Raw genomic sequence first — 13,411 nt, 5'->3', positions numbered from 1 at the left:
CCCGATCAAACACAGTATTTGGGCCAAAACCTGTCGCTGGTCGATATCGCCCGTCGGTTCGTCCCGAAAATCCCGCTGATGCAGATTAGTCGGCAAGGCGGAGCTGGAGCGGGTCCAGGCCATAATCCGTCAGTTTCTTACGCAGCGTATTGCGATTGATGCCCAGCAATCCGGCGGCGCGAATCTGATTGCCATCGACGCTCGACAGCACCTCCTGCAACAGGATCGGCTCGATCACCGCCAGCAGATCATCATGCAGGCTGCGATTGGCCTGCCCCAGCCCGATACCCAGCTGCCGCTTCGCCCAATCGCGCACCGCGTGGGCCAGATGATCGGCGGGCGCGGCATAATCGGCGGGCACCGCATCCATCGGCAGCATGTTGCGCAGGATGTCGGCGGTGATGACATTTTCCCGGCTCAACACCGACAGGCGCTGCATCATATTCTGCAATTCGCGCACATTGCCCGGCCAATGATAGGCCATCAGCAATTGCGCCGCATCGTCCGCCAGCGTCTTGCGCGGCAGGCCTTCCTGCGCCGCCCGCTCCAGAAAATGGCGCGCCAGCAGGATCACGTCATCGCGCCGCTCCCGCAACGCCGGCAAGGCGATTGGCACGACGTTCAGCCGGTAATAGAGGTCCTGCCGAAAGCGATTTTCCTCGATCAGCGGCGGCAGATCCTTGTTGGTCGCGGCAATGATGCGGACATTGACCCGCACCGGCTTGGACCCGCCCACCGTCGTCACCTCGCCCGATTGCAGGACGCGCAGCAACCGCGTCTGCGCCTCCATCGGCATGTCGCCAATCTCGTCGAGGAACAATGTGCCGCCCTGCGCCTGCTCGAACTTGCCGGCGGTGCGGGCATGGGCGCCGGTGAAAGCCCCCTTCTCATAACCGAACAATTCCGCCTCGATCAGTTCGCGGGGAATAGCCGCCATATTGATCGCGATGAAAGGGCGCGTGCGTCGTTGGCCCAGGCTGTGGATCGCCTCGGCCACCAACTCCTTGCCCGTGCCCGACTCGCCCAGCACCAGGATCGACAGGTCGTTGGAAAGCACCCGCGCAATCGTCCGATAGACTTCCTGCATCGCGGGCGATCGACCGACCAGCGGCAGGCCGTCATGCGGCAGGCCGCCATCGCCCTCCTCCTCCGTCGCGCTCTCCCGCGTGCCCAGCGCATCGGCGACGGCACGAGTCAGTTCGTTGAGATCGAACGGCTTGGGCAGATATTCGAACGCGCCCTTTTCGGTCGCGCGGATTGCGGTGTTGAGCGTGTTCTGCGCCGACAGGATGATGACATTCAAGTCCGGGCGACTGGCGATGATGTCCGCCACGCCCTCCAGCCCATCGCCATCGGGCAGCATGACGTCCGTGATGAGGATATCGGGCCGAAAACTCTCCATCAGCGCCGCCCGCTCGCGGATCGACGCGGCGGTCTTCACCTTATGCCCCTGCCGCCGCAGCGCCTCGCCCACCACCACGCAGATGGCGGGATCGTCATCAACGACCAGAACGGTTCCCGTCGCCGCCATCAGCCCATGCCCATCGGCAGGAGGATACGGAACGTTGATTCGCCGGCATCAGCATCGCGCGAATATTGGACGAAGCCGCTCATGTCGCGGACCAGCTTATCGACCAGCGCCAGCCCAAGTCCCTGCCCGTCCCGCTTGCCGGTGATGAAGGGGTTGAAGAGATGGTCCAAAATATGTTCGGGAACGCCCGGCCCATTGTCCACGACGACTATCTCGATCGGCAGGACCGCACTCCCCTTGCCCCCGCCCATCACCACGGACACGCCATGGCGAAAGGCCGTCTCGACGCGGATGCTGGGATTTTCGACCTGCTCCAGCGCCTCGGCCGAATTTTTGAGCAGGTTGATCATCACCTGCACCAACGCATCTTCATTGATGTTGGCGAATGGCAAGGACGGATCATAATGTTTTATGATCTTTACGTTTCTGGCAAATCCCGCCGACGCAATCCCCGCCGCGCGGTCGATCAGTGGATAGATATTGCCAGGGCGGCATTCCAGCGTCCGGTCGGTCGTGAAATCCTGCATCCGGTCGATCAGCGCCGCGATGCGGTCGACCTCGTTGCAGATAAGCTGGGTCAAGGCACTGTCACGGCCATCCTGCCCCGATTCAAGCAGTTGGGCCGCACCTCTAATACCCGATAGCGGGTTCTTGATCTCATGCGCCAGGATCGCCGCCGCGCCCATGGCCGACCGCGCGCCGCCCGATGTGCCGCGATGGCCGATCTTACGCGCCTGACTCTGCGCGTGGAGCGACACCACCCGCCATCCCTCATGATCGATGATGGGGGAGATCATCAGATCGACCTCCATCTCGGCGGTGCGCCCGGCATGGACCTTGATGTCATAGGCGGCGATCGGCTTGTTGCTATGCCAGATATCGAAGCGCGCCCCGGCCTCCGCGATACGGATGGTCCGCGCCACATCGCTACCGATGATCGCCGACCGCGCCATGTTGAGCAACGTCTCGGCACTGACATTGGCTTCGGCAATGCTGTTGTCCGGCCGCACCAACAGGGTCGCGACCGGCAATGCGGTCATCTGGTCGCTGAGCGATGGTCCGTCCTGCTGCATGCGAAGCGGCGGGACGACCGTCATGGCAACGGTCATGCTGCCTGACGCATGGCGGTGGCATCTACACCACTGGCGATGAGTGGCTCGTAGAAACCAGCAAGCATGTCGAGCACCTTCGCCGCGTCGGGTTCCTGGTTCACCGCATGGCGGAACTCGGCCGATCCGGTCAGTCCCTTGGTGTACCAACCGATATGCTTGCGCGCCATATTGACGCCGGTATGATTATCATAATGATCGAGCATTGCCTTATAATGGCCTATGATCGCATGATATTGTTCTTCCAGCGTGGGATCGGGGATACGCTCGCCCCGTTCCAGCCAGGCCATCACCTGCCCTATCAGCCAAGGCCGACCATAGGCACCGCGCCCAATCATCACGCCATCCGCGCCGCTCTGCTCCAACGCCATGTCGGCATCCTCGATCGAGCAGATATCGCCGTTGGCGATCACGGGCAGTTTCACCGCCTCCTTGACCGAGCGAATGAAGCCCCAATCGGCGCTGCCCTTGTACATCTGGCACCGGGTCCGGCCGTGGACGGTGATCAGCTTCGCGCCCAGATCCTCGGCGATATGAGCCAGTTCGGGCGCGTTGAGGCTGCTATGGTCCCAGCCCATCCGCATCTTCACCGTCACCGGCACATCCACCGCCTCGACCGTCGCCTTGATCAGCGCAGCGGCGAGCGGCAGGTCACGCATCAGCGCGCTGCCCGCATCGCCATTGACGACCTTCTTGACCGGGCAACCCATATTGATGTCGATGATCGCCGCGCCGCGGTCAGCGTTCAGCTTGGCGGCTTCGGCCATTTCGGTCGGCGAGCAGCCCGCCAATTGCATCGACACCGGCTCTTCCAACGGGTGCCAGGCCGCCTTTTGCAGCGACTGGCGCGTCTCACGGATCATCGCGGCAGTCGCGATCATCTCGGTCACATTGAGGCCGCAGCCATAGCGACGAACCAGCGTGCGAAACGGCATGTCGGTCACGCCCGTCATCGGCGCAAGAACGACCGGCGTCGCGATGGTGACCGGACCGATGGAGATGGGGGAAAGCCTGGACATAAACTCTGATGCTACTGCCTAAAAAACAGGCAGACCATAGCCGAAATGGGAGGGGTCGGCAAGGGATGGGGTCTGGCGGCCCTCCCGGCACTCGGCTATGCGCTGACGCCATGATAGACAACAGCAAGACTGTCGCCCTGATCGTCGCGGCGGGCCAGGGCAATCGGGCCGGTGGCGACACGCCCAAGCAATTTCGCCTCGTGGCGGGCAAGGCCGTGCTGGCCCATGCCTATGACGCGCTCGCGGCGCATGGCGGGATTGATGCGATCCATATCGTGCTGGGCGCAGGGCAGGAAAACACGGCCCGCAAGCTGCTGGGCGATCGCGTGGCCTCCTTCATCGAAGGCGCTGATAGCCGCCTCGGCTCCGTGCGCGCCGGGCTGGAGTCGATCGCAGCGACGGATGGCGCAGCACGGGTCTTGATCCATGACGCGGCTCGGCCTTTCCTGCCTGGTGCCGTGATCGACCGACTACTCGGCGCGCTGGATGATGCGGAAGGCGCGATCCCCGTGCTGCCCGTCGCCGATACGCTGGTGCGCGGCATGGATGGGCGCATGGCCGATGGCGTGCCCCGCGACTCACTGTTCCGGGCGCAGACGCCCCAAGCCTTCCGCTTCGACACGATACTCGCGGCTCACCAGGCCTGGGACATCACGCGCGAAGCCACCGATGACGCGCAGATTCTCCGCGCAGCGGGCCATGACGTCATCCTGGTCGATGGCGATGAAGGACTGGAAAAATTGACCTATCCCCAGGATTTTGCCCGCGCAGAAGCCCGGCTCGCACCCGCCATGACCGTGCGCGTCGGCATGGGCTATGATGTGCATCGTCTGGCGGCGGACGAATTATTATGGCTGGGCGGCGTGCTGGTCCCGCATGATCGTGGCCTCGCCGGACATAGCGACGCCGACGTCGCGCTCCACGCCATCGTCGATGCGCTACTCGGCGCGCTGGCGGAAGGCGACATCGGCAGCCATTTCCCGCCCTCCGACGCGCAGTGGCGCGGCGCGTCGTCCGATCGTTTCCTCGCCTATGCAGGCGATCGGGTGACGGCGCGCGGCGGGCGGATCGATCATATCGATCTCACCATCATCTGCGAAGCACCCAAGATCGGCCCGCATCGCGACGCCATGCGAACCCGCATCGCCACCATTCTCGCGGTCCCGATCAACCGGGTGAGCGTCAAGGCGACCACGACCGAGCGGCTCGGCTTTGCCGGACGGCGCGAAGGTATTGCGGCGCAGGCGGTTGCCACCCTCTCCCTTCCCGCGCTATCCTGACACCATGCCCGACAACATCCTTCCCGCCGAACTCGTCGACCTCGCCGAGCGCGTCATCATCGCCAACCGGCGCGCAGGCCGCACGGTCGCCGTGGCGGAAAGCTGCACTGGCGGCCTCGTATCAGCCGCGCTGACGGAGATTGCCGGATCATCCGACGTATTTGAAGCCGGTTTCATTACCTATTCCAATGACATGAAGGTCGAACTTCTCAAGGTGTCGCAGGATGTGTTGGAAACCTTCGGCGCCGTCTCGATCGCCACCGCCTGGGCCATGGCCCAAGGCGCGCTCAAGCAAAGTCACGCCCATGTCGCCGTCGCCATCACCGGGATCGCAGGGCCAGGGGGCGGGACCGAACAAAAACCGGTCGGCACGGTCGTCTTCGCCCGCGCCGAACGCGGCGCGTCGGCGGACAAGGTCGTCGCCGACATGCGGCATTTCGGCGATACCGGCCGCGGCGGCGTCCGGCTTCAGGCGGCGCTATGCGCGCTCGAACTGCTGCTACCCGAACCCTCTGCGTCATAAAGCGCGGCAGCGCGGGTTTCGAACGCGCCGATCATCTTGCGCAACGCCCGGTCGAACACCTGGCCCGCCAGCATTTCGAACAACCGGTTCTTGAATTCGAACTCGACCTCGAAATCCACCAGCACCCCGCCCTGCCCGTCGTCGCGAAAGCGCCATTCATTGTGCAGATGCTTGAGCGGCCCGTCCATATAATCGACCCGGACATGGTCGGGGCGATGCTTGTGAACGCGCGAGGTGAAGCTTTCCTTGATCCCCTTGAAGCCCACGATCATGTCGGCAACCATGTCCGCTTCGCTGTCCGATCGGACACGGATCGCACTGACCCAGGGCAGAAATTCAGGATAAGCCGCGACATTGGACACCAGGTCGAACATCTGGGTCGGCGTGTAGGGCAGATGGCGGGTTTCGCTATGCTTAGGCATCGAGGATTCAGGCCTTCACCGCCGCTTTGGCGAGCTTCGCTTCCCGCGCCGCGCGCATCTGCGCGAAATCCTCGCCGGCATGATAGCTGGACCGGGTCAGCGGGCTGGACGCGACCTGCAGGAAGCCCTTGGCCCGCGCGATCGCCGCATAGCTGTTGAACGCCGCCGGGGTGACGAACTCCATCACCTTGGTATGTTTGGGCGTGGGCTGGAGATATTGGCCCATCGTCAGGAAATCGATATCGGCCGACCGCATATCGTCCATCACCTGATGCACTTCCAGCCTCTCTTCGCCCAGGCCCAGCATGATGCCCGATTTGGTGAAGATCGACGGATCGAGCCGCTTGACCGACTCCAGCAATCGCAGAGACGCATAATAGCGCGCACCGGGCCGGATAGTCGGATAGAGACGCGGCACTGTCTCCAGATTATGATTATAAACGTCCGGCCGCGCCGCGACGATCATGTCGACCGCCCGCTCATGCTTGTTGCGGAAGTCCGGGGTCAAAATTTCGATCGTCGTGTTGGGCGTCGTCCGGCGCAGCGCCTCGATCACCTTGACGAATTGCGACGCACCGCCATCGGGCAGATCGTCGCGATCGACCGAGGTGATGACGATATGCTCCAGCCCCATCTCCGCCGACGCATCGGCCAGATTCTGCGGCTCATTAACGTCCACCTTCCGCGGCATGCCCGTCTTGACGTTGCAGAAAGCGCAGGCGCGGGTGCAGACATCGCCCAAGATCATGACGGTCGCATGTTTCTTCGACCAGCATTCACCGATATTGGGACAAGCCGCTTCCTCGCATACCGTGGCTAGCCCCTTGTCCCGCATCAACTTGCGCGTCTCATGATAGGCGGGGCTGGTCGGTGCCTTGACGCGGATCCAGTCGGGCTTGCGCATGCGCTCCGGCTGACCGGGCACGGGGATGGGGGCAATGTCGTTCATTGGCCCCAGATAGCGATGCAGGGCTGGTCTTGCCAGTGCTGATATTGTCGGGCACACCCCGTCGCATGACCGACTTTACCGACATGCTCGCAGGCTATCGCCGCTTCCGTGAAACCGGATGGGCGCAACAGCGCGGCCGATGGGATGAATTGAACGAAGGGCAAAGCCCCCGCGTCATGGTCATCGCCTGTTCCGACAGCCGCGTCGACCCGACCCAGATTTTCGACAGCAGCCCCGGCGAAATCTTCGTCGTCCGCAACGTCGCGGCCCTCGTGCCCCCGTTCGAAACAACGCCCGGCCATCATGGCGTGTCGGCAGCGCTGGAATTTGCGGTGCAGGTGCTCAAAGTGGGCGAGATCGTGGTCATGGGCCATGGCAAATGCGGCGGCTGCAAGGCTGCGCTCAGCCATGATCTGAAAGATGCGGAACCGGGCGACGGCGGATTTATCCATGCCTGGATCGAACTGCTCGACGATGCACGCGAGACGGTGATTGCTGCCCATGGCGACGAACGTAGCGACGCAGTCGAACGGGCGATGGAGCAGGAAGCGGTCAAGGTCAGCCTCGCCAACCTGCGCACCTTCCCCTGCGTCCGCTCCAAGGAGCGCAAGGGCGAATTGAAACTCGTCGGTGCCTTCTTCGCCATTGCCGATGGCCAGTTGCACGTCATGGACGAGCAAAGCGGCATTTTCTCGCCCGCCTGAAAGGACTGATATGGCGTCGACACGCGATGGCAGCGGCAATATCGCCCTGCTGATAGATGCCGACAATGCGTCCGCTGCGCATTTCGATCCGGTGATGACCGTCTTGGCCGAACTCGGCACGGTCAACATCCGCCGCGCCTATGGCAATTGGAGCAAGACCACGCTCAAGACCTGGGCCGCGCTCTCGGTCGCGCAGGCGATCGAGCCGCAACAGCAGTTCGACCTGACCAAAGGCAAGAACGCCACCGACATGAAGATGACGATCGACGCCATGGACCTGATGGCATCGGGCCGGGTCGATGGCTTTGGCCTCATGTCGAGCGACAGCGACTTCACCCCGCTCGTCACCCGCATCCGGCAGCAGGGCATCCCGGTCTATGGCTTTGGCTCGGTTCAGACGCCCGAAGGCTTCCGCCGTGCCTGCACCCGCTTCATCGACGTCGCAGCGCTGGCCGCAGCCGAAGTGCCGTTGACCAAGCCAGTCGCGAAGAAAGTGACAGCAACCGCCGCCAAGTCGCCGCCAGCGACAGAAAAAAGCACGCCTGCGAAAGCCAGTCCGGCCAAAGCCGCGCCACCCGCCCCGGTGGCGAAGAAAGCCGTGGACGAGGAAGTCATCAAATTGCTGATCGACGCCTATGGATCGGTCACCCGCGACGAACGCGGATTCGTGCGATTGGGATCGGTAGGCCAATTGGCCGGGAACCGCTCCAGCTTCGACGTGCGCAATTATGGCTATAAGCGCTTGTCCGACCTGGTGCAGGACATTCCCAATTTCATCTCGGAAACGCGCGAAGGCGGACAGGTCTGGATCAAGCGGGTCAATTGATCCGCGCGACGGAAAGCCGCGACGCTACCGACGATCACAAAAAAAGGGCCGGTCTTCGCAAAGACCGGCCCGTAAAGTTTTAGGAGAGGATGCCTGAAAGGCACCGTCTTCCTGCATTGATAGCGGTATCATAACAAGTGCAAAGCGATGGCTTGCGGTTGCAAATGTTGCAACCGCAATAGAATTACGCTTCGCCCCAGATGGCTTGCGCCGTCTGCACCACGAGTTCGAGCTTCGCCCGCTGCTCATCCGGCGTGATCGCATTGCCCTCTTCGGTGGAAGCAAAGCCGCATTGGGGCGCAATGCCGAGCTGATCGATGTCGGCATATTTCGCCGCTTCCTCGATCTGCCGCTTCAAGCCGTCGATCGGCTCCAGATCGGGCACCTTCGTCGTAATGAAGCCGGGATAGACCCGCTGCTTGCCCTTGGCCAGGAAGCGCAGCGGCTCCAGACCTCCGGCCCGCTCGCTGTCATATTCCATGAAGAACAGATCGACGCCGGTCTGATTGAAGATGGCATCGGCCGCCAGATCATAAGCCCCTTCGGCCGCCCAGGTGGAGCGGAAATTGCCGCGGCACATATGCATCCCGATCAGCATGTCGGCCGGGCGATCCTTGATCGCGTCCTGCATCATGCGGGCATAGGCAGTGATCAGCCAGTCAGGATCGATGCCTTCGGCCACCTTCTGCGCCCGATGCTTGGGGTCGCACAGATAGGCGAAGAAAATATCGTCCATCTGCAGATAGCGGCAACCCGCATCATAAAAGGCCTGAACCGCCTTGGCATAGGTGGCGGACAGGTCCGCAAACAAGGCATCGAGATCGGCATATTCGGGGACGCGAATATCCTCCTTAGCGGTCCGAAAATGGCAGCAGCTTGGGCCAGGAATCGAAATCTTCGGCGTTACGCTGGTTGTTTTCGCCAGGAACCGGAAATGGTCGAGCATCGGATGGTCCGCAGGGAAATCCAGCTTGCCCGTGATGACCGGAAAGGTCGGCCGCAATTTGACGCCATGGAACTGCGCGCCTTCTTCCGGGTCACGCTGTTCCAGGTCGAAGCCAGTCAGCCCGCCCATGAAATCATAATGCCAAAAGGACCGGCGAATTTCCCCGTCAGTCACGACCTTGAGGCCAACGGATTCCTGCATCTTTACCGCTTCGACGATCCCGGCGTCTTCGATCGCGGTCAATTCCGCGCGGGACATGCTCCCCTCTTCAAAAAACGCCTTTCGGGCAGCGGTAACGGCAGCGGGCCGCAACAACGAGCCGACATGATCGGCCCGAAACGGAGGGGTAGAGTTGGTCATCGTCAAAAATCCGTGATGCGCGATTATCGGGTCAGCTTCTTGTAGGCGAGGCGCGTGGGCCGATCGGCCGCGTCGCCCAGACGGCGGCGCTTATCCTCGTCATAGGCTTCGAAATTGCCTTCGAACCATTCGACATGGCTGTCGCCTTCGAACGCCAATATGTGGGTGGCAAGCCGATCGAGGAAGAAGCGGTCATGGCTGATGACCACGGCGCAGCCCGCGAAATTTTCGATCGCCTCTTCCAGCGCACCCAGCGTTTCGACGTCGAGATCGTTGGTCGGTTCGTCGAGCAGCAGCACGTTGCCGCCCTTTTTCAGCATCTTGGCGATGTGTACGCGGTTGCGCTCACCACCCGACAGCTTGCCGACATTCTTCTGCTGGTCCTGCCCCTTGAAGTTGAAGGCACCGACATAGGCGCGCGTCGACATGTCATGGCCATTGACCTTCACATAATCGAGGCCGTCGGAAATTTCCTCCCAGACATTCTTGCTTGGGTCGAGATGATCACGGCTCTGGTCGACATAGCCCAGCCGCACGGTCGTACCGATATCGACTTCGCCGCTATCGGGCGTTTCCTGGCCGGTGATGATCTTGAACAGCGTGGATTTACCCGCACCGTTCGGCCCGATCACGCCGACGATGCCGCCCGGCGGCAGCAGGAAAGACAGGTCTTCGAACAGCAACTTGTCGCCATAGGCCTTGCTGATGCCCTTGAATTCGATGACCTTGCCGCCCAGCCGCTCCGGCACCTGGATGACGATCTGTGCCTTGCCGGGGCTGCGATTATTCTGCCCTGCGACCAGTTCCTCGAACTTTTTGATACGCGCCTTGGACTTGGTCTGACGCCCCTTGGTGCCGGCCCGGATCCATTCCAGCTCGTCGTTGATCGCCTTCTGGCGGCCGGTGGCCTCGCGGTCCTCCTGCTCGAGACGCTTGGCCTTCTTCTCCAGATAGGTGGAGTAGTTGCCTTCGTAGGGGAAATATTTCCCGCGATCGAGTTCGAGGATCCAGCCCACGACATTGTCGAGGAAATAGCGGTCATGGGTGATCATCAGCACCGCGCCCGCATATTCCTTCAGGTGATTTTCTAGCCAGGTGACGCTTTCGGCGTCGAGATGGTTGGTAGGTTCATCGAGCAGCAGGATGTCTGGCTTCTGGATTAGCAGCCGGGTCAGCGCGATCCGGCGCTTTTCACCACCCGACAAATTTTCGACCGACAGGTCGGACGGCGGACAGCGCAGCGCTTCCATCGCGATTTCGAGCTGATTGTCGAGCGTCCAGCCATCGACCGCGTCGATCTGCTCCTGCAACGTGCCCATTTCCTCCATCAGCGCGTCGAAATCGACGTCTTCGGGCGGATCGGCCATGATGTTGCTGATCTCGTTGAAGCGATCCATCTTGTCCGCAATCTCGCGGGCACCGTCCTTGACGTTTTCCAGGACATTCTTGTTGGGATCGAGCTGCGGCTCCTGCGCCAGATAGCCGACGGTTATATTCTCGCCCGGCCAGGCTTCGCCCGAAAAATCAGTGTCGATCCCGGCCATGATCTTGATCAGGGTCGATTTACCCGCGCCGTTCGGCCCGACGATGCCGATCTTGGACCCGCGATAAAATTGCAGGTTGATGTTGCTCAACACCGGCTTGGGCGCGCCGGGGAAGGTCTTTGTCATGCTCTTCATGACATAGGCATATTGCGAGGAGGCGGACATGGGTTCTGCAGCTCCGAATAAAGACAGAGAAAGGATTTGGCGCGGAGTTAGCGGAGGCGGGACGCATTGGCAAATGGGTGATGGCTCGCTACGCTCTCATCCATGCAGAAAATCCGATCGGGCACGCTGGCCGCCCTCCTCCTTGGCAGCGCTTTCACCCCCACCCTCTCCTTCGCTGCCCCGGCAGACAGTGCCGCGATTCGCGAAGCGGCGCTCCAGGACGACGTCGCCTGGGACTTTACCGAAGGGCTGACCACCGAAGTCGGGCCGCGCCCGGCCGGCACGCCTCAGGAGGCGCGCGCGCGCGACTGGGCAGTGGCTAAGCTCAAGGCGCTGGGGTTCAGCAATGTGCGGGCCGAACCCTATACCATGCCGGTATGGGTGCGCGGCCATGACGAAGCGAAGATCCTCTCGCCTTTCCCGCAAAATCTAGTGCTGGCGGCGCTGGGCAATAGCGGATCGACCACGGACAAGGGGATTACCGGCGAAGTCGTCTATTTCCCGACCCTCGCCGATCTGGAAGCGGCCCCCGACGCGAGCCTGAAGGGCAAGATCGCCTTCGTCAGCCATGGTATGGAAGCAACGCAGGACGGCTCCTCCTACGGCTATTTTGGCGCAGCACGTCGTCAGGGGCCAAGCATCGCGGCGAAGAAGGGCGCGATCGGCATCCTCATCCGCTCGATCGGCACTGATCATCACCGCATGCCCCATACCGGCGTTCAGATGTGGGCCGATGGCGTCACGCCGGTACCGGCCGCGGCCCTCTCCGTACCCGATGCCGAACAACTCGCCCGCGTCATTGCGCGCGGACAGCCGGTGAAGCTGCACCTCACCCTGACATCGAAAATGCTCAAGGATCAGCCATCAGGCAATGTCATCGCCGAAATTCCCGGTAGCGATCCGGCGGCAGGCGTCGTCGTCGCGGCCTGTCACCTCGACAGCTGGGATCAGGGCACGGGCGCCATCGACGACGCCAGCGGCTGCGCCATTGCGGCGGCATCCGCCCTGCATGTCGCGAAAGCAGGCCAGCCCCGCCGCACCATCCGCGTGCTGATGGCAGGCGCGGAAGAAGTCGGCGGCGATGGCGCGCGCGCTTATTTCAAGGCCCATGGCGCGGAAAAACATGCGCTGGCGATCGAGTCGGACTTTGGTGCCGACCGGGTGTGGCGCGTCGATTTCAAGCTGCCGCAAGGACATGAAGCGCTGGCGACGCGCGTAGCGGCGGCACTGGCCCCGCTCGGCATCGGCGCAAGCAAGCAGGAGGCTGGCGGCGGCGCAGACATCGCACCCTTGGTCCGGGCGGGCGTACCGGTCATCGACCTTCAGCAGGATGGCACGCGCTATTTCGATCTGCACCACACGCCCGACGATACGCTGGACAAGGTGGACCCCGCGCAACTGCGCCAAAACGTCGCCGCCTGGGCCGTCACATTGAACCTTATCGCCAATGCATCAGAATCCATGGGCGTTAACTGAACTTTTATTGTAGACAACACCCCGTCGCGTGATTCTGTCGCTTCACCGACGCAGAAAAGCATTGATTTGTGCAGCGCACACGTTAATGCGGGTCGCTCGCGTAGGGTCACATCATAAAGTGGCTGACGCGGCAAAATGCTATGGGAGCCGTACACAATGAAGAAGATCGCTGTAGTTTTCGCTTCGGCCAGCCTGATGGCTCTCGCCGCTTGCGGTGAGACCCCGGCCAACGAAACCGCGAACGCTTCGAACGCCGTGGTTGAGAATGTCGTCGAGAACGCCATGAACGCCTCGGACAATGCCATGAATGCCGCCAACGCTGCCGACAACGCTGCGATGATGGCAAACAACGCTGCGAACGCGATGTAATCTTCGCGTCAGCGAGATTTCCGAAGGGCGGGCCGTCAGGTCCGCCCTTTTTGTTTGTAAGTCGATTGACGGCACGCACATTGGGCCGCTAAGGCGCATCGACGTCGGGGAGTAGCGCAGTCTGGTAGCGCGCCTGCTTTGGGAGCAGGATGTCGCAGGTTCGAATCCTGTCTCCCCGACCACTTACC

The 13,411-nt window shown here is 62.1% G+C and carries 13 protein-coding genes and 1 tRNA gene; 7 read left to right on the top strand and 7 right to left on the bottom strand.

The genetic code is table 11. The features are described from left to right. Positions 1–85: 85 nt before the first annotated feature. The 3 genes from ntrC to dusB are packed head-to-tail and all read right to left on the bottom strand — an operon-like array spanning position 86 to position 3,659. Positions 86–1,531, bottom strand: coding sequence for a nitrogen regulation protein NR(I) (ntrC, locus tag OVY48_RS20155; RefSeq protein WP_096060615.1), 1,446 nt, complete (start codon positions 1,529–1,531; stop codon positions 86–88). Further along, positions 1,531–2,640: an ATP-binding protein gene (locus OVY48_RS20150; RefSeq protein ID WP_313924203.1), complete on the bottom strand. Its 1,110-nt coding sequence runs from the start codon at positions 2,638–2,640 to the stop codon at positions 1,531–1,533. The genes ntrC and OVY48_RS20150 overlap by 1 nt, the downstream gene beginning before the upstream one ends. Beyond that, positions 2,637–3,659: a tRNA dihydrouridine synthase DusB gene (gene dusB / locus OVY48_RS20145; protein WP_313924202.1), complete on the bottom strand. Its 1,023-nt coding sequence runs from the start codon at positions 3,657–3,659 to the stop codon at positions 2,637–2,639. Before dusB ends, OVY48_RS20150 begins: the two co-directional genes overlap by 4 nt. 110 nt (positions 3,660–3,769) lie before the next feature. On the opposite strand from dusB, the gene OVY48_RS20140 reads away from it, so the two are divergent. Both OVY48_RS20140 and OVY48_RS20135 read left to right on the top strand, forming a co-directional pair. Then, entirely contained in the window at positions 3,770–4,939 is a 1,170-nt protein-coding gene (locus tag OVY48_RS20140) for a bifunctional 2-C-methyl-D-erythritol 4-phosphate cytidylyltransferase/2-C-methyl-D-erythritol 2,4-cyclodiphosphate synthase (protein WP_313924201.1), read from the top strand. 4 nt (positions 4,940–4,943) lie between these two features. Continuing rightward, positions 4,944–5,462 (top strand): CinA family protein, encoded by a 519-nt coding sequence (locus OVY48_RS20135; protein WP_313924200.1) that lies wholly within the window; start codon positions 4,944–4,946, stop codon positions 5,460–5,462. On the opposite strand, the gene OVY48_RS20130 is transcribed toward OVY48_RS20135, so the two are convergent. Then, positions 5,408–5,884: a type II toxin-antitoxin system RatA family toxin gene (locus OVY48_RS20130; protein WP_313924199.1), complete on the bottom strand. Its 477-nt coding sequence runs from the start codon at positions 5,882–5,884 to the stop codon at positions 5,408–5,410. The two genes, OVY48_RS20135 and OVY48_RS20130, sit on opposite strands and share 55 nt — an antisense overlap. A 7-nt stretch (positions 5,885–5,891) precedes the next feature. After that, positions 5,892–6,833, bottom strand: coding sequence for a lipoyl synthase (gene lipA / locus OVY48_RS20125; RefSeq protein ID WP_313924198.1), 942 nt, complete (start codon positions 6,831–6,833; stop codon positions 5,892–5,894). Positions 6,834–6,898: 65 nt separating this feature from the next. Here lipA and OVY48_RS20120 point away from each other — a divergent pair, with 65 nt between their 5' ends. Both OVY48_RS20120 and OVY48_RS20115 read left to right on the top strand, forming a co-directional pair. Beyond that, complete coding sequence (locus OVY48_RS20120) at positions 6,899–7,537, top strand: carbonic anhydrase (protein WP_313924856.1); 639 nt, start codon at positions 6,899–6,901, stop codon at positions 7,535–7,537. A gap of 10 nt (positions 7,538–7,547) precedes the next feature. Then, positions 7,548–8,363 (top strand): NYN domain-containing protein, encoded by an 816-nt coding sequence (locus OVY48_RS20115; protein ID WP_313924197.1) that lies wholly within the window; start codon positions 7,548–7,550, stop codon positions 8,361–8,363. A gap of 184 nt (positions 8,364–8,547) precedes the next feature. Here the strand turns inward: OVY48_RS20115 and OVY48_RS20110 are convergent, their stop codons facing one another. Next, positions 8,548–9,669, bottom strand: a complete 1,122-nt coding sequence (locus OVY48_RS20110) for a 5-methyltetrahydropteroyltriglutamate--homocysteine S-methyltransferase (protein WP_313924196.1) — start codon at positions 9,667–9,669, stop codon at positions 8,548–8,550. A gap of 23 nt (positions 9,670–9,692) precedes the next feature. Next, the gene (gene ettA, locus OVY48_RS20105; protein WP_313924195.1) at positions 9,693–11,378 is read right to left on the bottom strand and encodes an energy-dependent translational throttle protein EttA; all 1,686 of its coding nucleotides are present in this window, start codon (positions 11,376–11,378) and stop codon (positions 9,693–9,695) included. Between the two features lie 102 nt (positions 11,379–11,480). Here ettA and OVY48_RS20100 point away from each other — a divergent pair, with 102 nt between their 5' ends. The 3 genes from OVY48_RS20100 (at position 11,481) to OVY48_RS20090 (ending at position 13,405) form a co-directional block, all read left to right on the top strand. Next, positions 11,481–12,854 carry a M20/M25/M40 family metallo-hydrolase gene (locus OVY48_RS20100; RefSeq protein ID WP_313924194.1) on the top strand — a complete coding sequence of 458 codons (1,374 nt, stop codon included), beginning with the start codon at positions 11,481–11,483 and terminating at the stop codon, positions 12,852–12,854. Positions 12,855–13,010: 156 nt separating this feature from the next. Continuing rightward, complete coding sequence (locus OVY48_RS20095; RefSeq protein ID WP_037472731.1) at positions 13,011–13,223, top strand: hypothetical protein; 213 nt, start codon at positions 13,011–13,013, stop codon at positions 13,221–13,223. Between the two features lie 105 nt (positions 13,224–13,328). Continuing rightward, positions 13,329–13,405, top strand: a tRNA-Pro gene (locus OVY48_RS20090). Positions 13,406–13,411: the final 6 nt, after the last annotated feature.

It is taken from the genome of Sphingobium sp. SA2, from assembly GCF_032227065.1.
Taxonomy (GTDB): domain Bacteria; phylum Pseudomonadota; class Alphaproteobacteria; order Sphingomonadales; family Sphingomonadaceae; genus Sphingobium.
This window is presented reverse-complemented; position numbering and strand designations above follow the sequence as displayed.